This window comes from Kitasatospora sp. NBC_00039 (genome assembly GCF_045160625.1).
Taxonomy (GTDB): domain Bacteria; phylum Actinomycetota; class Actinomycetes; order Streptomycetales; family Streptomycetaceae; genus Kitasatospora.
The window spans coordinates 522,733-541,476 of record NZ_CP108290.1 but is presented as its reverse complement, the minus strand read 5'-3'; the positions used below and the strand labels follow the sequence as shown (position 1 = coordinate 541,476).

At 73.9% G+C, this 18,744-nt stretch carries 14 protein-coding genes; 9 read left to right on the top strand and 5 right to left on the bottom strand.

What is annotated here, in order from left to right:
* Positions 1 to 139 precede the first annotated feature (139 nt).
* The 6 genes from OG286_RS38645 (at position 140) to OG286_RS38620 (ending at position 7,617) form a co-directional block, all read left to right on the top strand.
* Entirely contained in the window at positions 140 to 1,828 is a 1,689-nt protein-coding gene (locus tag OG286_RS38645; protein WP_331741982.1) for a cation:proton antiporter, read from the top strand.
* Positions 1,829 to 1,906: 78 nt separating this feature from the next.
* Complete coding sequence (locus OG286_RS38640) at positions 1,907 to 3,337, top strand: NDP-hexose 2,3-dehydratase family protein (protein ID WP_331741980.1); 1,431 nt, start codon at positions 1,907 to 1,909, stop codon at positions 3,335 to 3,337.
* Between the two features lie 129 nt (positions 3,338 to 3,466).
* The gene (locus tag OG286_RS38635) at positions 3,467 to 4,618 is read left to right on the top strand and encodes an acyltransferase (protein ID WP_331741977.1); all 1,152 of its coding nucleotides are present in this window, start codon (positions 3,467 to 3,469) and stop codon (positions 4,616 to 4,618) included.
* Positions 4,619 to 4,700: 82 nt separating this feature from the next.
* Positions 4,701 to 5,708 (top strand): NAD-dependent epimerase/dehydratase, encoded by a 1,008-nt coding sequence (locus OG286_RS38630; protein WP_331741975.1) that lies wholly within the window; start codon positions 4,701 to 4,703, stop codon positions 5,706 to 5,708.
* Between the two features lie 83 nt (positions 5,709 to 5,791).
* On the top strand, positions 5,792 to 6,901 hold the full coding sequence (locus tag OG286_RS38625) for a DegT/DnrJ/EryC1/StrS family aminotransferase (RefSeq protein ID WP_331741972.1): 1,110 nt from the start codon (positions 5,792 to 5,794) through the stop codon (positions 6,899 to 6,901).
* Positions 6,902 to 7,014: 113 nt separating this feature from the next.
* Complete coding sequence (locus OG286_RS38620; RefSeq protein WP_331741969.1) at positions 7,015 to 7,617, top strand: dTDP-4-dehydrorhamnose 3,5-epimerase; 603 nt, start codon at positions 7,015 to 7,017, stop codon at positions 7,615 to 7,617.
* A 101-nt stretch (positions 7,618 to 7,718) separates the two neighbouring features.
* Here the strand turns inward: OG286_RS38620 and OG286_RS38615 are convergent, their stop codons facing one another.
* From OG286_RS38615 to OG286_RS38605, 3 genes are all read right to left on the bottom strand, one after another.
* Positions 7,719 to 8,033, bottom strand: coding sequence for a hypothetical protein (locus OG286_RS38615; protein ID WP_331741966.1), 315 nt, complete (start codon positions 8,031 to 8,033; stop codon positions 7,719 to 7,721).
* A gap of 172 nt (positions 8,034 to 8,205) precedes the next feature.
* Positions 8,206 to 10,623 (bottom strand): protein kinase domain-containing protein, encoded by a 2,418-nt coding sequence (locus tag OG286_RS38610; RefSeq protein ID WP_331741964.1) that lies wholly within the window; start codon positions 10,621 to 10,623, stop codon positions 8,206 to 8,208.
* A 2-nt stretch (positions 10,624 to 10,625) separates the two neighbouring features.
* A complete protein-coding gene (locus OG286_RS38605) occupies positions 10,626 to 12,926 on the bottom strand; it encodes a protein kinase domain-containing protein (RefSeq protein ID WP_331741961.1) in 2,301 nt (766 codons plus the stop codon).
* Between the two features lie 334 nt (positions 12,927 to 13,260).
* On the opposite strand from OG286_RS38605, the gene OG286_RS38600 reads away from it, so the two are divergent.
* Positions 13,261 to 13,995, top strand: coding sequence for a DUF4232 domain-containing protein (locus OG286_RS38600; protein ID WP_331741959.1), 735 nt, complete (start codon positions 13,261 to 13,263; stop codon positions 13,993 to 13,995).
* 35 nt (positions 13,996 to 14,030) lie between these two features.
* On the opposite strand, the gene OG286_RS38595 is transcribed toward OG286_RS38600, so the two are convergent.
* The gene (locus tag OG286_RS38595; protein WP_396322129.1) at positions 14,031 to 14,558 is read right to left on the bottom strand and encodes a Uma2 family endonuclease; all 528 of its coding nucleotides are present in this window, start codon (positions 14,556 to 14,558) and stop codon (positions 14,031 to 14,033) included.
* A 447-nt stretch (positions 14,559 to 15,005) separates the two neighbouring features.
* Between OG286_RS38595 and OG286_RS38590 the strand changes: the two genes are divergently transcribed.
* A complete protein-coding gene (locus tag OG286_RS38590; protein ID WP_331741955.1) occupies positions 15,006 to 17,339 on the top strand; it encodes an Orn/Lys/Arg decarboxylase N-terminal domain-containing protein in 2,334 nt (777 codons plus the stop codon).
* A gap of 156 nt (positions 17,340 to 17,495) precedes the next feature.
* Positions 17,496 to 18,050, top strand: coding sequence for a GNAT family protein (locus OG286_RS38585; protein WP_331741953.1), 555 nt, complete (start codon positions 17,496 to 17,498; stop codon positions 18,048 to 18,050).
* A 236-nt stretch (positions 18,051 to 18,286) separates the two neighbouring features.
* Here OG286_RS38585 and OG286_RS38580 read toward each other — a convergent pair whose 3' ends face one another.
* A complete protein-coding gene (locus OG286_RS38580; RefSeq protein ID WP_331741950.1) occupies positions 18,287 to 18,727 on the bottom strand; it encodes a nuclear transport factor 2 family protein in 441 nt (146 codons plus the stop codon).
* Between the last annotated feature and the right edge of the window lie 17 nt (positions 18,728 to 18,744).

The window sequence follows — 18,744 nt, the reverse complement described above, 5'->3', positions numbered from 1 at the left end:
CAGCGGGCCGGCGGCGGATCGCCACACCGGCCGCCGGGCGCGCCGGGGAATGCGCAATTGTGCCTATCCGGCGTCATTCCACGGCACCTAGGTTCTCGCCCGGACTCACCTGTTGGACACCGTGAGAAAGACGGACCCGATGAGTACGGACCGGCTCCGGAGAGCCAGTGACACCCCCCAGAAGAACAACCCCGCGCGCCGGCGGCGCGTCATCGGCATCTGCGTCGCGCTGGCGGTGGTGCCGGCGGTCGTGAGCCTGATCGCCCTGCACCACGTCCAGGGCACCGGCGGCGGGGCCGCCCGGGTGGCCGGCGGCGCCCACGCCGATCCCACCGTGCACTTCCTGGTCGCCGTCGTGGTGGTCCTGGGCGTGGCCCGGCTCGCCGGGCGGCTGGCCGTCCTGGCCGGCCAGCCGCCGGTGGTCGGCGAGATCTGCGCCGGCATCGCGCTCGGCCCCACCCTGCTCGGGCGCCTGTCGCCCGACGCCACCGCCTGGCTGCTGCCCGCCGGCGTCCTGCCGATGCTCAACGCCCTGGCCCAACTCGGCCTGGCGCTGTTCATGTTCGGCGTCGGACGGGAACTCTCCTCGGTCCGGCTGCGCGGGACGGGCAGCCGGAACCTGCTGGTCACCCAGGCCTCCCTCGCCGTGCCGTTCGCGGCCGGGACGGTGGCCGCAGTCGCGCTCGGCACCCGCTACCTCGGCCCCGCCCAGGACCCGCTCGCCTTCACGGTCTTCCTCGGCTGCGCGCTGAGCATCACCGCGTTCCCGGTCCTGGCCCGCATCCTCGAGGAACTGCGCCTGACCCGTACGCCGCTCGGGCGCCTGTCGCTGCTGGCCGCGGCCGTCGGCGACGCCGGTGCCTGGCTGCTGCTGGCCGTGGCCGTCGCACTGGCCCAGGGCAGCGCCACGGTGAGCCCGTGGGTCACCGCGGGCGGCGGCCTCGCCACCGCCGTGCTGCTGCTCTGGCCGGTCCGCACGGCGCTGCGCCGCACCGCGCACCACCGGCTCGGCCGCACGCGCGCGGCGACGGGCGCCGGGGAGGCGGCCGGTGGCCGCGCGGCGACGGGCGACGGCGGCGCAGCCATCGTCCTGCTGCTCTGCCTGGCCTGCGGCGCGGCCGCGCTGACCTCGGCCATCGGTCTGCACGCGGTGATCGGCGCCTTCCTCGCCGGTGCGGCCTACCCCACCGGGACACCGGCCCTGGACGCGGCCGCCGACCGGGTGGCGTCCTTCTCCGGCACGCTGCTGCTGCCGTTCTTCTTCCTCGGGTTCGGGCTCTCGGTCGACCTCGGGGCGCTGCCGCTGGACGGGCAGACCCTCCTGGCGGGCGGCGCGCTGCTGGTCGCCGCGGTGCTCACCAAGCTCGCGGCGGGCCTCTGCGCCCGGCCGGCCGGCATGAGCTGGCGCGACGCGGCCGGCCTCGGGATCCTGCTGAACGCCCGCGGCCTCACCGAACTGGTCGTCCTCGGCATCGGCAAGCAGGCCGGGATCATCGACCAGCGGATGTTCGCCATCCTCACCGTCATCACCCTGCTGACCACCACCCTGCCCGTCCCGTTGCTGCGACTGCTCGGCCACGGTCGCCCGCAGCGGAGCGCCGCCGTTCCGGGCGCCGACGCGCAGGACGACGACGCGCAGGACAACGACGCGCGAAACGCCGACACGCAGGACGCCGACGCTCCGGGCACCGACACTCCGGGCACCGGCGCGCGGAACCCCGACGCGCAGGACGCCGACGTACCGAATGCCCTCGCGCCGCCCGCGGCGTCCCCGGACGGGGAGGCCCGCCCGCGGCCGCAGGAGAGCGGCGCCCGCCACGGGGCGTAGCGCCCCGGCCCGAGCCGTCCAGCCTCCACCGACCACACCCCGGCCGCCCCGGCCGCCCCACCCCGTTGCGGAGAAGCCATGGAAAAGCTGTCACCGCCCCTGCCGGCCGCCCGCCCGCTGCCCGGCGGCGGCACACCCTCCCTCGCACAGCGCTTCATGCTCTCCCTCGCCGCCCAGGACAGTCCGCACTTCCCGCTCAGCGACTTCCGCACCTGGTACGCCGAGCGCTGCGCACGCCACTTCAAGGTCTCCCGGATCCCCTTCGACGCCCTCGACCAGTGGTACAGCGAGCCCGGCACCGGGAACCTGCGCCACCGCAGCGGCCGGTTCTTCTCCATCGAGGGGCTGCGCGCCGAGGACGGCGACCGCCCCACCCCGGGCGATGCCCGGCCGATCATCATCCAGCCCGAGATCGGCACCCTGGGCATCCTGGTCCGGGAGTTCGGCGGCATCCTGCACCTCCTGATGCAGGCCAAGATGGAGCCCGGCAACATCAACACGGTGCAGCTGTCGCCGACCGTGCAGGCGACCCGCAGCAACTACACCCAGGCACACGGTGGTTCGGCCGTCCGCTACCTCGAGTACTTCGCCCGGCCCGGCCGCGCCGACGTCCTGGTCGACCTCCTGCAGTCCGAACACGGCTCGTACTTCCTGCACAAGCGCAACCGGCACATGGTGGTCGAGACCACCGAGGACGTCCCCGGGAACCACGACTTCTGCTGGCTCACGCTCGGCCAGATCGGCCACCTGCTCCGGCAGGAACACCTCGTCAACATGGACTCCCGCACCGTACTGTCCTGCGTCCCCATCGACTCGCACGGCCTCGTCCCGCCCGGCGTCCACGGCGTCGGCGCGGCCGTCCTGCAGTCGCTGAGCCCCACCGCCCGGCCCCGGCACACCCTGGACGAACTCACCCGCTGGCTCACCGACATGCGCGCCGGCGCGCCCGGCTCCGCCCGCCGGGTGCCGCTCGCCGACACCGAACAGGCCGGCTGGATCCGCACCCCCGACCGCATCGCCCACCGGGAGGTCGGCCCGTTCGCCGTCATCGGCGCCCAGGTCGAAGCGGACAACCGCGAAGTGGCCTCGTGGTCCCAGCCCCTGCTCGAACCGACCGGCACCGCCGTCCACGCCTTCCTCACCACCCGCCTCGACGGCGTCCTGCACGTCCTGGTCCAGGCCCACGAGGAGGCGGGCTCCCTCAACGGGCCCGAACTCGCCCCGACCGTCCAGTGCCTGCCCGGCGAGACCTCCCCCTACCTCGACGAGGTGCTCCGCGCCCCCGCCGCCCGGGTGCACTACGACGTCCTGCAGTCCGAGGAAGGCGGTCGCTTCCACCACGCGCAGAGCCGCAACATGCTCGTCGAGGCCCCGGAGGGGTTCCCCGTCGAGCAGCCCCCGCAGTACCGGTGGGCCACCCTCGACCAACTCTCCCGGATCACCCGGTTCGGACACCACGTCAACATCCAGGCACGCACCCTGCTCGCCTGCCTGCTCAGCACCGCCTGACCCACCCGTGCCGCCCCGGCGCGCCCGGCACCACGTGCCGGCCCCGCCCCGCCCGTCCGCCGTCCCGCCGCCTCCCCGCGTCCGCCGTCCCCCGCCGGGGCGGCGCGGGCTCCCGAAGGAAACCAGCCCATGACCGAGCAACCCGCGAGAACCACCGCCGCCGCCCCGGCGTCCAGACTCGACACCCTGACCGGCCTGCGGTTCGCCGCCGCACTGCTGGTCTTCCTCTACCACGGCTTCGTCGAGGTCGGGTTCGTCAGCGGCACCACCGGCGATTACCTGCACTCGGCCATGGAACGCGGCGGCAGCTACGGCGTGGGGTTCTTCTTCGTCCTCAGCGGCTTCGTCCTCACCTGGTCCCAGCGCAACGGCGCCCCGCGGGGCCTGTTCCTGCGCCGGCGCCTGGCCAAGATCTTCCCCAACCACCTGGTCACCTTCGTGGCGGCGATGCTGCTGACCGCCGGCACCGGCACCGCCCTCGGCGTCAGCGGGTGGCTGCCCAACCTGCTGCTCCTGCAGTCCTGGTGGCCGGACCCGCTGGTCTCGTCCTCCGGCAACCCGGTCAGCTGGTCGCTCTCCTGCGAGCTGCTGTTCTACCTCGCCTTCCCCCTGCTGCTGCCGGCCGTCAAGCGCATCCCGCGGCGCGCCCTGTGGCCCGCGACCGCGGCCGTGGTCGCCCTGTGCGCCGCCGTCGCCCTGACCGCCCGCTACGTGATCTCCAACGAACCCGCCCTGCCCTACCCCGGCTTCGAATCGATGTCCTTCCACCAGGTGTGGTTCGTCTACTTCTTCCCGCCCGTCCGGATGCTGGACTTCCTGCTCGGCATCCTGCTGGCCCGGCTCGTCCTGACCGGCCAGTGGGTACGCGTCGGCCTGCTGCCCGCCCTCGCCCTGGCCGTCGCGGGCTACCTGGTCTCCACCTACTCCTCCTACCTGCTGGGCGTCGGCGGCCTGGCCTCCGTCTGGGTGGGCCCGCTGATCGCCGCCTCGGCGACCGCCGACACCCGCGGCACGCCCTCCCTGCTGCGGACGCCGCTCTGGGTGCGGCTGGGTGAACTGTCCTTCGCCTTCTACATGGTGCACTATCTCGTCCTCACCCAGCTGCGCAAGGCCCTCGGCCCGGAGTGGACCTCCTCCACCGGTGTCGAGCTGCTCGTCCTCCTGCTCGGCCTGGCCCTCTCCCTGGGCCTGGCGTGGATCCTGCACACCCTGGTCGAACGCCCCGTCACCCTCCTCGCCGGCCGCCGACGGCCGGCTGCCCTGTCCGCCACCGCGTCCTGACCCGCCCCGACGGTCCCGCCGCCCCCAAGGCCCCCCGGGGGCGGCGCCCGCGGCCGCGGCCGAACGAAGGAACCAGACACCCATGACGGCCCCCCTCCCCGGCCCCGACGAGGCCCCGCTGATCACCGTGCTCGGTGCCTCCGGCTTCGTCGGCTCCGCGGTCACCGCCGCGTTCAGCCGCCTGCCCGTCCGGCTGCGGGCCGTGGCCCGCCGGCCCAGCACCGTCCCCGCGGGCACCGCCTCCACCGAGGTGCGCAGCGCCGACCTCACCGACCGCACCGCCCTGGCCGAGGCGGTGGCCGGCTCGGACGTGGTCGTCTCCCTCGTCATGCACACCGGCGGATGGCGCGCCGCCGAAACCGGCGACGACCCGCAGACGGTCAACGTCGGCGTCATGGCCGCCCTGACCGAGGTGCTGGGCGACCACCCGCCCGCCCGGCGCCCCCCGCTGCTCCTCTACTCCGGCGCCGCCTCCCAGATCGGAGTGCCGCAGACCGAGCCGATCAACGGCAGCGAACCCGACCACCCCGCGACCGAGTACGACCGCCACAAGCTCCGCGCCGAACAGCTCCTCAAGGAGGCCACCGCCACCGGAGCGGTCCGCGGGGTGAGCTTGCGCCTGCCCACCGTCTTCGGCGCGCCGACCGCGCCCGGGGCCGACGACCGGGGCGTGGTCTCGTACATGATCCGGCGGGCCCTGGCCGGCGAACCGCTCACCCTGTGGCACGACGGCACCGTGCGCCGCGACCTGCTCTGCGTCACCGACATCGCCGCCGCCTTCACCGCCGCCGCCCGGCGACCGCACCCGCTGGTCGGCGGCCACTGGCTGCTCGGCTCCGGCCGCGGCGAACCGCTCGGCGACGTCTTCCGCACCATCGCCCGCCTCGTGGCCGCCCGCACCGGCCGGCCCCCGGTCCCCGTGCTCTCCGTCGACCCGCCCGACCACGCCCCCGCCACCGACTTCCGCAGCGTCACCATCGACTCCTCAGCCTTCCGCCACGCCACCGGCTGGCAGCCCGGGGTGCCCCTGGAACAGGCCCTCGCGGCCACCGTCGACGCCCTCGCCGGCACCGCCGGCCGGCCCGGCTGACCCCGGCACGCCACCGCGGCCCCCGCCCCGGCCGGGTATCCGCCCCGGGGCGCCACCACCGAGAGAACGGACCGACAGGACACATGACCATCCGGGTGTGGGACTACCGCCAGGAGTACGAGAACGAGCGCGCCGACCTCCTCGACGCCGTCGACCAGGTCTTCCGCTCCGGACAACTCGTCTTCGGTGCCAGCATGCGCGCCTTCGAGGACGAGTTCGCCGCCTACCACGGCGTCGACCACTGCCTGGGCGTCGACAACGGCACCAACGCCGTCAAGCTCGCCCTGCAGGCCCTCGGCATCGGCCCCGGCGACGAGGTCATCACGGTCTCCAACACCGCCGCCCCCACCGTCCTGGCCATCGACGGCGCCGGAGCCACCCCCGTCTTCGTCGACATCGACCCGGACACCTACCTGATGGACACCGGTCAGGTCGCCGCCGCGATCACCGGCCGCACCAGGGCCCTGCTGCCGGTCCACCTCTACGGCCAGTGCGTCGACCTCGCGCCCCTGGAGGAGCTCGCCGCCGCCCACGACCTCAAGCTCGTCGAGGACTGCGCGCAGGCGCACGGCGCACGCCGGCACGGCCGCGTCGCCGGCTCGACCGGTGACGCGGCGGCCTTCTCCTTCTACCCGACCAAGGTCCTCGGCGCCTACGGCGACGGCGGCGCCGTCCTCACCCGCGACCAGGGCACCGCCGAACGGCTTCGCCGGCTGCGCTACTACGGCATGGCCGAGCGCTACTACGTCGAACAGACCCCCGGCCACAACTCCCGCCTCGACGAGGTCCAGGCCGAGATCCTGCGCCGTAAACTCCGCCGCCTCGACCACTACACCGCCGCCCGGCGCGCCGTCGCCGACCGCTACCGCGAGGGCCTCGCCGACACCGACCTCGTCCTGCCCGCCACCGCCCCCGGCAACGAACACGTCTACTACGTCTACGTCGTGCGCCACCCGCAGCGCGACGCCGTCCTGGAGGCCCTCAAGGCCCACGACATCGAACTGAACATCAGCTACCCCTGGCCGGTCCACACCATGACCGGCTTCGCCCACCTCGGCCACGGCCGGGGCTCCCTGCCCGTCACCGAACAGCTCGCCGGGGAGATCTTCTCCCTCCCGATGTACCCCACCCTCACACCCGACGTGCAGGACCGGGTCATCGACACCCTCCGCGAGGTCCTCCGGAAGCTCTGACGCCGCACGCGCCCCGCGCACCCGCCCGCCCGGCCGCCTGCCGACCCGCCCTGCCCCGCCCCGCCCTGCCCTGCCCCGCCCCGTCCCGCCCCGCCCCGCCTCCAGGAGACGCCATGGAAGCACGCAAACTCGCCGTCGACGGCGCCCTCGAATTCACCCCCCGCATCTTCCCCGACGACCGCGGACTGTTCGTCTCGCCCTTCCAGATCGCCGCCTTCACCGAGGCGACCGGCCTCCCCGCCTTCCCCACCGCGCAGAGCAACCACAGCCGCTCCCGCCGCGGCGTCGTCCGCGGCGTCCACTTCACCACCACACCCCCCGGCACCGCCAAGTACGTGTACTGCCCGCACGGCGAAGTCCTCGACATCGTCGTCGACCTCCGCGTCGGCTCACCCACCTACGGCGCCTGGGACTCCGTCGTCCTCAACCCCCGCACCTTCAAGGCCGTCTACTTCCCCGTCGGGGTGGGGCACGCCTTCATCAGCCGGGCCGAGGACTCCGTCGTCTCCTACCTCCTCACCCACCCCTACGTGGCCGAGCACGAGCAGGCCGTCTCCGTCCTCGACCCCGAACTCGGCCTCCCCGTCCCCACCGACACACCTCCGATCCTCTCCGACCGCGACGGCGTCGCCCCCACCCTCGCCGAGGCCCGCACCGCCGGGCTCCTCCCCCGCTACGCGGACTGCCTCGTCATCGAGGAAGCCCTCCGCCGGTAGGACGCCCGCCCCGCACCGGTCACCGTCCGGGCCCGCCGGCCGCTGGTCGGCGGGCCCGCGCAGGGCGCCCCTGCGCACTCCGACCGGAGCAGGGTGGCGCGTCACGTCTCCCGGCCGCGGCCCACCTCGGCCGCCCAGCCGATCCCGATCACCAGGGCGAGCACCACGAGTACCGCACCGAGCCCGATCGACGTCCAGCCCCCGCTGGTCAGGCTGTCCAACTGCTCCTGGTAGGTGGTGTCGTGCGGCTCGGGCATCCCCTCGGAGAACGATCCGGTGACCCGGGGGTGGCAGATGTCGCCCGGCACCATCGGCCGGCCGTAGCAGGTCGGCACGGCGGTGTGCAGCTTGCTGACGCCGGACAGGATCAGGCCGGCCCCGCCGCCGAGCACCACGAGCAGGATCACGAATCCCATGACGCCGCGACCCCCGGTCCCTCGTGCGGCCGTCGGCCGGCGCGCCCTCGAACGCTTCGACGCGGCACCTACCCCGGCCGGTTCCGCCGAACCGGGCCCCCGCCGTGTCCTCGGGCACACGGCCGCCCGGCGGTGTCACGGCCCCGGAGACGGGCCCGCCGGGCGGTGCGCCTCAGGCGGGTGCCGCCTTGCCGTCGGCGGCGATCGCCACCAGGCCCTTCTCGGTCGGGCCGTAGAGCCGCCCGCCGCCGGCCCAGTACGGCACGGGGGTCGCCGAGCCGCCGCTGGGGTGGAAGTCGAAGGTCCAGCGGGGGGAGCCGGTGGCCGGGTCCAGCGCCCAGACCTTGCCGTGGATCCAGATGTACAGGGTCCTGTCCGCGAAGTGCGCCGCCATGTCCTGGAGCGCCCCGCCGGACAGGGAGCCCGACCAGCGGACGGCACCGGTCTTGGCGTCGAACGCCTGGACGACCGTACAGGCCTTCGCGTAGTGCGCTCCCAGGGCGTAGACGGTGGTGCCGTCCGGGCTCGCCACCGCCCCCTTGAAGGCCCACTCACCGGCGGACTGCCAGGCCACCTTCCCGTCCGCCGGGTCGACCGCGTAGAGCCGGTCGCCCAGGTAGAGGAAGTAGCCTCCGGCCGAACTGTGCTGGCCGTCGGCGAAGAAGGGCAACATGATGACCGTGGCTCCGCTGCCCGGAGCCAGCTGCTGCCAGAGACTCTTGCCGCCGTCGTTGACGTCGAGGGCCTCCAGCTTCCCCGTCTTCTTGTAGGTGTTGACGTCCACGTCGTAGGTCTCCCACAGCAGGCGGGTCCCGGTGGACGGGATGGAGAGCCTCGTGCTCTCCGTCACGCCTCGCGGTCGCACGAGCTGCCACCGGAGCTGACGCGTCGCCGGATCCACCGCCCACACGAAGCCCCCCGTGTAGGCGACCGGGGCCTTCGGGTCGGGGAGGCGGAAGGTGCCGATCGCCTCCCCGTGGACGTAGACGAGGTTGTCGAGGAGTCCCACCACCGAGGCGGAGCGGGCGATCCGCAGGTCCGGCCGGTTCAGGGTCCAGGCGACGGCTCCGGTCGCGAGGTCGACGGCCTTGAAGACGTACGTCAGGTCGGTCTCGCCGCCGTACCCCATCACATAGGCCATGCCCCCGCCGACCGCCACCGGGCAGTCGCCGCCGCCGACCCCGGACGGCGCGGAGTAGTTGGTCAGCGGTCCCCAGCGGGGCTTCCCCGCCCGGTCGAACGCCGAGACGCCCTTCATTCCGGCGACGACGACGGTGTCCCCCTCGCCCGTCACCGCGATCAGCGGCTCGTCCACCGGCGCCGTCCACAGCGGGGTCGCCAGGACGTCCGTGTCCAGCGAGCGCGAGTAGTCGGTCGGGTTCGCGGCCGGGGTCGGCGGCGGGCTGCCGGAGCCCGTCCCGGGCCCGGCAGCGGACCGCGGCTTGTCTCCGCCGCCCGCACGGGTGAGGAGCAGCGCGGTGCCGGCGCCGGCCGCGGCCACCGCCCCGCCGGCGAGGCCGAGCAGGAGCTTGCGGCGGCCCGGCCGGGGCGCGGGCGAGGGCGTGACCCGGCCGAGCACCAGTGTCGGCTGCCCCGTCGGCGCCTCGGCCGAAGGCCCCACCGGCGGCGGCCCGGCGGGTCCGCCCGGCCCGGGAGGCAGGGGTGGCTGAACCGGCGGGAGCGACGGGGGCGGCGGGGGCGCGGCGGCCGCCAGCGGGGCCATCACCGCAGCCGCCTCCTCGATCGCCGCGATCAGCACCGGGTGCAGCCACGTCCCCGGTGTCAGCGGTCCCACCCCCTGGGAGGCGGCGAGCTGCTGCGGCGTCGGCCGGTCGCCCGGGGCCTTGGCCAGGCAGGCCGCGACCAGCAGCCGCACCCCGCCGGGCACCGCCGCGAGGTCCGGCTCCTCGCTCACCACCTTGCGCAGCATCTCCAGCGGATGCCCGCCGTCGAACGGCCCGGCCCCGCCGGTGGCGGCGAACGCCAGGGTCGAACCGAGCGAGAACACGTCGCTCGCCGCGCCGGCCCGCTCCCCCAGTGCCTGCTCCGGCGACATGAAGGCGGGCGTGCCGAAGATCGCGCCCTCGGCGGTCAGCACGGTGCCGTCGGCCGCCCGCGCGATGCCGAAGTCGATGACGTGCGGCCCGTCCAGCGCCAGCAGCACATTGCTCGGCTTGAGGTCCCGGTGGGTCAGTCCGACGGCGTGGATGTTCTTCAGCTCCTCGGCGATCCCGGCCGCCAGGATGCGCAGCACGTGCTCGGGGAACGCGCCGACCAGCCGGACCGCCTCGTCCAGTGCGACTCCCGGCACGAAGGCGGTCGCCATCCAGGGCACGGGCGCGTCGGTGTCGGCGTCCACGACCGGGGCGGTGAAGGCCGAGGAGGCAGCCCTGGCCGCCGAGACCTCGGCCCGGAACCGCGCGCGGAACTTCGCGTCGCCGGCCAGCTCGGGCCGGACCAGTTTGACCGCGACGGTCCGTCCGCCGGCCGACCTGCCGAGGTAGACCACCCCCATGCCGCCGGCCCCCAGCCGGCCGAGCAGGGCGTACGGGCCGATCCTGGACGGGTCGTCGGATTCCAGCTGGCGCATGCTCAGGACCCCTTCGCGGGCAGGGAGGTGATCGTCTGGGTGGCCGTGTCGGAGACGCAGAGCCGTCCGGCGCCGGCCGTCCAGGCCAGCTTCAAGGTGTCCTTCCCCTTCAGCCCGGAGTACTTCCAGCGGGCCTTCCCGTTCGCCGGGTCGAGGGCCCAGATCACGGCGTCCGGCCCCATCCGGTAGAGGTTGCCGTCGGCGCAGAGCAGGCGGGCCCCGAGGAGGGTGGCCTCCGGAGAGTCGAGCGGCAGCGGCGTCCTCCAGCCGGTGCGACCGTTCGCCGGGTCCAGGGTGCCCACCGAGTACCCGCCGTCCGCATCCCTCCGGAGGAAGTACAGAACGCTGCCGTCCTCGCTGCCGGGGAAGCCGTCGCCGCGCGGGGCGGCCCCGACGACGCCGCTCACCGTCCACGCCGGGCTGCCCCTGTCGTCCGGGTCCAGGGCGGTCAGCGTGCTGTCCTTGTCGAGGGCGAGGACGTACTTCCCGGCGGCGCCGAGGCCGAGCGCCGGGAGCCTGCGCTCCCAGGCGACCCCGCCCTTCGCGTCCAGGGCCTTCAGCTGGTCGAAGTCGGAGACCACGATCCGGTCGCCCGGAAGCAGCGCCGTCTGGACCAGCATCGTGTCCTCGCCGTACACCCAGAGGCTCCGGCGGGCGGCGAGGTCCACCGCCCAGACGTGGGTGCCGCTCGGGGCGGCTCCACGGTCCTTGCCGTCGCCCGTGCCGAGCAGGTAGGCCTTGCCGGCGCGGATCCCGGCGAAGGCGACGACGCCCGTCAGGTTCTTCTGGTCCTGCGCCAGCCTCCAGTCGAGCTTCCCGTCGGCCAGGGTGAAACTCAGGAGTTCGGGGGCGTGTGCCCCCTGGCCGGAGACGTGGAGCCGGCCGCCGTCCAGCCCGGCGACGGGCCGCGGGGTGGTCGGGTCGATCGCGAAGACGCCGCCGGTGGTGGTGCCGTCCACCGTCCACTTGGTCTTCCCGGCATCGTCCACGCCCCAGATCTTCAGGATGGAGACGCAGACCACCACGCCTTCGGCGGAGAGCACCTGGGGGCAGGGATTCGGCTGCGTCACCTGCCAGCTCGGTCTGGCCTCGGGAACGTCGAGGCCGGACGGCCGCACGAGGGCGGTCGGCGTACCGCTCGAACCGCCGGCCGTGGCCGTGCCGCCGGCACCGGTGCTGCCTCCGCGGTCGTCCAGCAGGGCGATCGTGGTGGCGGTCCCGGCCGCCGCGAGCACACCGCCGCCGATGCCCAACAGTACGGCCCGGCGGCTCGGGCGGCGGCCGGGTACCGCGTCCCGGGGCACCGCGTCCTGGGGCACCCGGTCCGCAGGGAACGGCGACGTGGCCCCGGGCGGGCCCTGCGGCGTGGCGTGTGGCGGGCCGTCCGGTGGACCGGCGGGAGGGGCCGGCATCGGCCCGGGCAGCGCCGTCAGGACACCCCGGACGCCGAGGACGTCCGCCGCGACGGCCTGCGGGAGCCAGCCGCCCGCCGGATCCGGGCGGCCGATCCGCTCCACCAGCTCGACGAGCTGGCCCGGCGCCGGGCGGTGGTTCGGATTCTTGGCCAGACACGCGGCGACCAGGTGCCGGATCCCGTCCGGCAGCCCGCCAAGGTCCGGTTCGGTGTTCACCACGCGGAACAGCACCGCCGCCCCGACGCCGTCGCCGAACAGGCGGGTGCCGAGCGCCGCGTAGGCGACCGTCGAGCCGAGCGCGAACACGTCGCTCGCCGGGGTGAGCGGCTCCCCCAGCGCCTGCTCCGGCGACATGTACGGCGCCGAGCCGATGACCGCGCCGGTCGTGGTCAGCCCGGTGCCGTCGGCCGCCCGGGAGATGCCGAAGTCGATGACGTGCGGCCCGTCCAGCGCCAGCAGCACGTTGCCTGGCTTCAGGTCACGGTGGATCAGCCCGGCGCGGTGCACCTCGGCCAGCGCCTCCGCCAGCCCGGCCGCCAGCGTCCGCACGGTCTCCTCGGGCAGCGGGCCGTGCCGGGCCACCGCCTGCTGGAGGGAGACACCGACCACGAACGCGGTCGCCATCCAGGGCGTCGCGGCCTCGGTGTCGGCGTCCACCACCGGCGCGGTGAACGCTCCGGCGACCTGGCGGGCCGCCGCGACCTCCTGCCGGAAGCGCGCTCGGAAGGATCCGTCCTCGGCCAGCTCCGGCCTCACCACCTTGACCGCGACGGTCCGCCCGCCGGCCGACCGCCCCAGATACACCGCGCCCATGCCGCCGGCCCCCAGCCGCCCCATGAGCGTGTACGGCCCGACCTGTTGCGGGTCCGCGGCACCGAGTTGCTCCAACGTCTCCCCCTCCCGTGAGCCCTCACAGGCTAGGGGGAACGCGGCGGGCATGACAGGCGATCATCCGCTTTCCCACAAGATGCCCGCGGGGGAGACGGCGGGACCGGTCACCTGCGGCCGCTGCGCACAGCCGTCGCCGGGGCGGCAAAACGGTGGCGCCGTCCCGTACCGGCGTTCCAGGCTCGCGCGTTTCCGCAGGTCAGCAGGTATGGAACGTCCCGGCGTCCCGGATCGGCGGCCGGGCCTGGCGAGCGGGACGGCCTCCGGGCCAGGGTGGTGCCCCGACGCACCGGACGCTGCGTCACACCACTCGAAAGACAACGGGGATTTTCCGATGACCACCTTCCGCAGCCGCACCACCGCCCTGGCCACCGTGAGCACCGCCGCACTCGTGCTGACCCTCACCGCCTGCAACGGCGACGGCGGCGCTGCCGGAGGCGGAGGCAGTGCGGCGACCAAGGCCGCCGCGCCGGCCGCAGCACCGGCCGCCTCACAGGCGCAGCCGGCCCAGGGCGGCGGGGCCTCTCAGGGCGCCGGGGCCTCACAGGGCACGGGGACCGGGAGCAGCGCAGGCGCAGGGGCCGGGAGCGGCGCCGGTGCCGCGCAGCCCGCCGCCACCAAGGCCCCCGCCCCGACGGCCGCCGCCTCCACGCCCCTGTGCACCGTCAAGGACGTGGCCATCAGCGCCGCGCACCAGGACGGCCCGCCCTACACCCACATCGTCCTGACCGCCAAGAACACCAGCGGCCACAGCTGCAGGCTCGACGACCACCCGCAGATCCGGTTCCTCGAAAGCCACCGCGAGAACGTCCCCGCCGTCGCCAAGAGCAAGCCCGCCGCCCCCGTCGTCCTCACCGCCGGCGCCCCCGCCTACGCCCTCGTGAAACTCTCCGACGGCGGCGTCCACGAGAACAACGAGCCCGTGACCGCGTTCTCCGTCGCCCTGAGCGGCAGCAGCGGCCAGGCCACCGTCAAGGCACCCGGCGCCGAAGGCATCGCCGTCGACCCGGCCGCCTGGGCCACCGGCTACTGGACGTACGAGCTGCGCAACGGAGCCGACGAGTTCTGACCCGCGCGGACCGGGGCTGCCCTGCGGGGCCGGGGTCAGAACCCCGTGGTGTCGAGTTCGAGCGCCAGCGGCGCCGGCAGTTGAAGCGGGATGCCGAACGGATGCGGCCCTTCCACGCGGGTGTAGCCGAGCCGCCCCGGCTGCGAGAACAGTGTGCACGTGCGTTCCTGGCGGTCCACCAGCAGGTAGACCGGAGCGCCGAACTGCGAGTAGCGGCGTCGCTTGGCCGTCCTGTCGGTCTCGCCGTTCGACGGTGACGTCACCTCGACGACCAGCACGGTCTGGTCCGGAAGCAGCGCGCCTTCGGTCCTGGCCAGATCGGCGGGCACCACGGCCAGATCCGGCACATAGAAGTTCTCCGTGCCCGGCAGGTCGAGGTTTCCGGAGCCGGCGCGGAGACCGAGCTCGCGCATGCGGGGCCCGATCTGCTCGCGGATCAGATCGACGGCGGTCTCATGGGCCCAGGACGGCGACACGGGGGTGATGACTCCCTCGACGATCTCGACGCGGTCACCCGCGATGTGCTGAATCGCGTACTTCAGGGCCTGCTCCGGGTTCGGCACCCGGCTGTAGTCACCCGGGCCGGCGTGCGCTGTACTCACGTGCTGCTCTCCTGTCCGGACTTCAGCCCTCGGACGGACCGGTGACAGTCGGTCGTGCCTGCCACGCCCCGACCGCTGCCAACCGCACGGCCGGGGGCACCTCGTAACGTTACTGGGTGCCCCGCAGAGACATGCTGGACAGGCGAGGTGATCCCGTTTCGCGCCGGGGCAGGCGTACCCGCTGCCCCGGCGAACACCGCGACTACGCGAGCTCGATGATGGGGCGCCCAGCTCGGAGGACGGAACCCGCCCGGGGACGCGCGTACGGGCCTGCGGGCGTCACGCACGGTACGCCGCCTGCCACTCAATCGGGCGAACGAGATGGCAGAAGTCTCCGGCACGTGCCCTCCGAGGCTGACACTGAGGCGATATCAGAGCTTCCTGATCAGGGAAAGAGTGTGGTGGCCGATGGGGAAGAGCGCGGTCCTGCTGGCATTGCACGAGGGTCCGGTGCGGACGGGTGCCGCCGGTGAGCAGCTCCGGCAGGTCGGCAAGGAGTTGGAGAACCGGGGATTCGAACTCCGGTGGGCCGCCACCGCCAGGGACGCGCAGGCCGTGCTGCAGACGGAGGCGGGGCTCGCCGCGGCCGTCGTCGCGTGGGATCTCGCGCCCGGTGGCGAGCCCGGTGCCGGGCCGGACGGCGCGGAGGGCGGCGGTGCCACCGTGCTGCGGACGATCGGGCGGCGTTTCAAGGGCCTCCCGTCGTTCCTCGTCCTGTCCGACGCGGAGCGGGAGTTCGAGGCGCTGCCGCTCTGGGTCTCGGAGGTGGTGACCGGCTACATCTGGCCCTTGGAGGACACTCCGGCCTTCGTCGCCGGCCGGGTCTCGGCCGCCGCGCGGACGTACCACAGCGACATCCTGCCGCCGTTCTTCAAGGCGCTGTGCCGGTTCGACGACGCGCACGAGTACTCGTGGCACACCCCGGCCCACTCGGGCGGCGTCGCCTTCCTCAAGTCCCCGGCCGGACGGGCGTTCTTCGACTACTACGGCGAGCGCCTGTTCCGCACGGACCTGTCGATCTCGGTCGGCGAGCTCGGCTCCCTCTTCGAGCACAGCGGCCCGATCGGCGAGGCAGAGCGCAACGCCGCCAGGGTCTTCGGGGCCGACCGCACGTACTTCGTCCTGCACGGTGACTCCACGGCCGACCGGATGGTGGGCCACTACAGCGTCACTCGCGACGAGATCGCCCTGGTGGACCGCAACTGCCACAAGTCGGTGCTGCACGGGCTGGTGATCTCCGGCGCCCGCCCGGTCTACCTCGTCCCGACCCGGAACGGCTACGGGCTCGCCGGGCCGCTGCCGCCGGCACGGACGGATCCCGCGGCGGTGCGCGCCCGGATCGCGGCCAACCCCCTGACGGCCGGGGCGGTCGCTTCGGACGCGCAGTACGCCGTGATCACCAACTCGACCTACGACGGTTTGTGTTACGACACCGTCCGGACCGCCCGCGCGTTCGCGCCCAGCACGCCTCGGCTGCACTTCGACGAGGCCTGGTTCGCCTACGCCCGCTTCCACCCGCTGTACGCGGGCCGCTACGGTATGGCGGTCGGCCCGGAGACCTTCGACGACCCGCTGCGGCCCACCGTCTTCTCCACGCAGTCGACGCACAAGCTCCTCGCCGCCATCTCGCAGAGCGCGATGGTCCACGTGCGGTCGGCCCCACGTGCGCCGGTCGAGCACGAGCGGTTCAACGAGGCCTTCATGATGCACGGCACAACCTCGCCGTTCTACCCCGGGATCGCCTCGCTCGACGTCGCCACGGCCATGATGGACGGCCCGCAGGGGCAGTGGCTGATCGGCGAGGCGGTCACCGAGGCCATCCGGTTCCGCCAGGCCGTGGTGCGGACGGCGCGGCGGATCGCCGGCGCCGGCGACCGGCCCTCGTGGTTCTTCGGGGTGTGGCAGCCGCCCACCGTCACCGATCCGGCCACCGGAGAGCGCTTCGACTTCGCCGACGCGCCGTCCGCGCTACTGAGCCGTGAGCCTCGGTGCTGGCATCTGGAGCCGGAGGCCGACTGGCACGGCTTCCCCGATCTCAGCGAGGGGTACTGCCTGCTCGACCCGATCAAGGTGACCATCACCTGTCCGGGCGTCACTGCCACCGGAGAGACGGCCGACTGGGGCGTTCCGGCCAGGATCCTGACCGCTTACCTGGCCGCCCGCGGCATCGTCGTCGAGAAGACCGACAGTTACAGCACCCTCATCCTCTTCTCCATGGGCATCACCAAGGGGAAGTGGGGCACCCTGATGGACGCCCTGATGGACTTCAAGGCGCTGCACGACGGTGACACGCCGCTCGACCGTGTCCTGCCCGGCCTCGTCGAGCAGCATCCCCTCCGCTACGCCGGCCTCACGCTCAAGCAGCTCTGCCGGCAGATGCACGAGCACCTCACCGGGGCCGAGCTGATCGACGCACTTGACACTGCGTTCCGCGAGCTGCCCGAACCGGTGGCGCCGCCCCAGCACTGCTACCAGCAGCTGATCCGGGGAGGTACCGAGCGGGTGCCACTGGCGCGGGCCGCCGGCCGGGTGGCTGCCGCGATGGTCACGGTCACGCCGCCCGGGATCCCGGTGCTGATGCCGGGCGAGGCCGTCGGCGAGGTCGGCGGTCCGCTGCTGCGCTACCTGGGAGCGTTGGAGGAGTTCGACCGGCAGTTCCCCGGGTTCCGCAGCGAGACGCACGGGGTCACGATCGACCCGGCGACCGGTGACTATCTGATCGAGTGCGTCCGGCAGTCGTGACCGGCTGCGCGGAGCCGGCCCGGGTACCAGCACCCGGGCCGGCGGGGGATCTGTCGCCGTGACCGATCCTGTCCGATCCAGGCCGGCCTCGCCGTAGCGGCGGGGGCCTGCCTAATTCGCTTGCGGCGGCACCCTCGCGACTGTAAACCATGTGACATGCTACTGAACGCGAAGATCGCCCTCCGGGCCCGGCACGACAGCGACGTCCCCGTTCTGCAGGCGGAGCTGTACGACGACGTCGCGACCCGCTCCCGGGCCGACTCCCGCCCCTGGCAGCCCATCTCACCGGGCGCCGCCGAGTCCCCGTACGCCGTGGCGGCGCCGTCCGACGAGGCGGCCTGCTTCTCGGTCGTCGAGCTTGCGTCGGGCGAGCTGGCCGGCGAGGCGCTGCTCTGGGGCATCGACACCCACAACCGCAGCGCCCACCTCGGCATCGCGCTGCGTCCCGCCTTCCGGGGCCGCGGCCTGGCGCACGAGGTGGTCGACGTCCTCTGCCTGTACGGCTTCACCGTGCGCGGGCTGCACCGGCTGCAGGTCGACACCCTTGCGGACAACGCGGCGATGATCGCCGCCGCGACCGGCGCGGGCTTCGTCCTCGAAGGCACCTTCCGGCGCTCCGCCTGGACGTACGGCACCTACAGCGACGAGGTCGTCCTCGGCCTGCTCGCCGAGGAGTGGGCCCGGCCGGCGGGGGCGGCCACCCCGGCCTGATCCGCCGGCCCGACGCCGCACCCCGACGCCGCACCCCGGCGTCGGGCCCGACGTCACGCGCCACCGGCGGGCCCGACCGTGCGGCCGTCGCGGCCGGGGTGTGCACGCCTCGGCTCGACGCGCCCTGGCAGACGACCCGGCCCGGCGGCGGCCGGGAGGAGCCCGGGGCGAAGGCCCGGTCAGGCCGCCGACCAGCCCGGCCCGGCCGGTCGCGGTGATCGCGCCTCCCGTACGCGCTACTTGCCCTCCAACGCCTCCACCAGCTGAGGCAGGGCGCCGCCGGCCACGATGAGGCCGAGATGATCGTGGAAGTCCCGGCTGCCGACGATCAGGCCGTCGCGAACCCGCAGCACCTGGATGTTGGCGCTCCGGAAGGTCCGTCCGGTCACCCGGTGGTGCACCTTGTAGTCGAACTCGGCGACGACCACCTCCGGGTCGTCGGTCTCCCGGACCACCACGTTCACCGGGGTCAGCTCCACCGGCGAACTCGCCGAGACCTCCGCGAACCGCTCCCTGAGCACGGCCCGCCCCTCGAACCGGCGCGGCCCGACCGGCTCGAAAACGGTCTCCACCACCGCATCTTCGGCATAGAGCTCGGCCAGTTCCGAGAACCGCCCTGCGCCGATGCCCTCGATCAGCTTCTGGAAGACCTCACGCGGTGACAGCGTCTTGGACATGCTCAACTCCCAGCAGT

Coding starts and splice junctions, on each gene's coding strand:
- OG286_RS38645 (WP_331741982.1), top strand. CDS start 140: ATGAGTACGGACCGGCTCCGGAGAGCCAGTGACACCCCCCAGAAGAAC.
- OG286_RS38640 (WP_331741980.1), top strand. CDS start 1,907: ATGGAAAAGCTGTCACCGCCCCTGCCGGCCGCCCGCCCGCTGCCCGGC.
- OG286_RS38635 (WP_331741977.1), top strand. CDS start 3,467: ATGACCGAGCAACCCGCGAGAACCACCGCCGCCGCCCCGGCGTCCAGA.
- OG286_RS38630 (WP_331741975.1), top strand. CDS start 4,701: ATGACGGCCCCCCTCCCCGGCCCCGACGAGGCCCCGCTGATCACCGTG.
- OG286_RS38625 (WP_331741972.1), top strand. CDS start 5,792: ATGACCATCCGGGTGTGGGACTACCGCCAGGAGTACGAGAACGAGCGC.
- OG286_RS38620 (WP_331741969.1), top strand. CDS start 7,015: ATGGAAGCACGCAAACTCGCCGTCGACGGCGCCCTCGAATTCACCCCC.
- OG286_RS38615 (WP_331741966.1), bottom strand. CDS start 8,033: ATGGGATTCGTGATCCTGCTCGTGGTGCTCGGCGGCGGGGCCGGCCTG.
- OG286_RS38610 (WP_331741964.1), bottom strand. CDS start 10,623: ATGCGCCAGCTGGAATCCGACGACCCGTCCAGGATCGGCCCGTACGCC.
- OG286_RS38600 (WP_331741959.1), top strand. CDS start 13,261: ATGACCACCTTCCGCAGCCGCACCACCGCCCTGGCCACCGTGAGCACC.
- OG286_RS38590 (WP_331741955.1), top strand. CDS start 15,006: ATGGGGAAGAGCGCGGTCCTGCTGGCATTGCACGAGGGTCCGGTGCGG.
- OG286_RS38585 (WP_331741953.1), top strand. CDS start 17,496: ATGCTACTGAACGCGAAGATCGCCCTCCGGGCCCGGCACGACAGCGAC.
- OG286_RS38580 (WP_331741950.1), bottom strand. CDS start 18,727: ATGTCCAAGACGCTGTCACCGCGTGAGGTCTTCCAGAAGCTGATCGAG.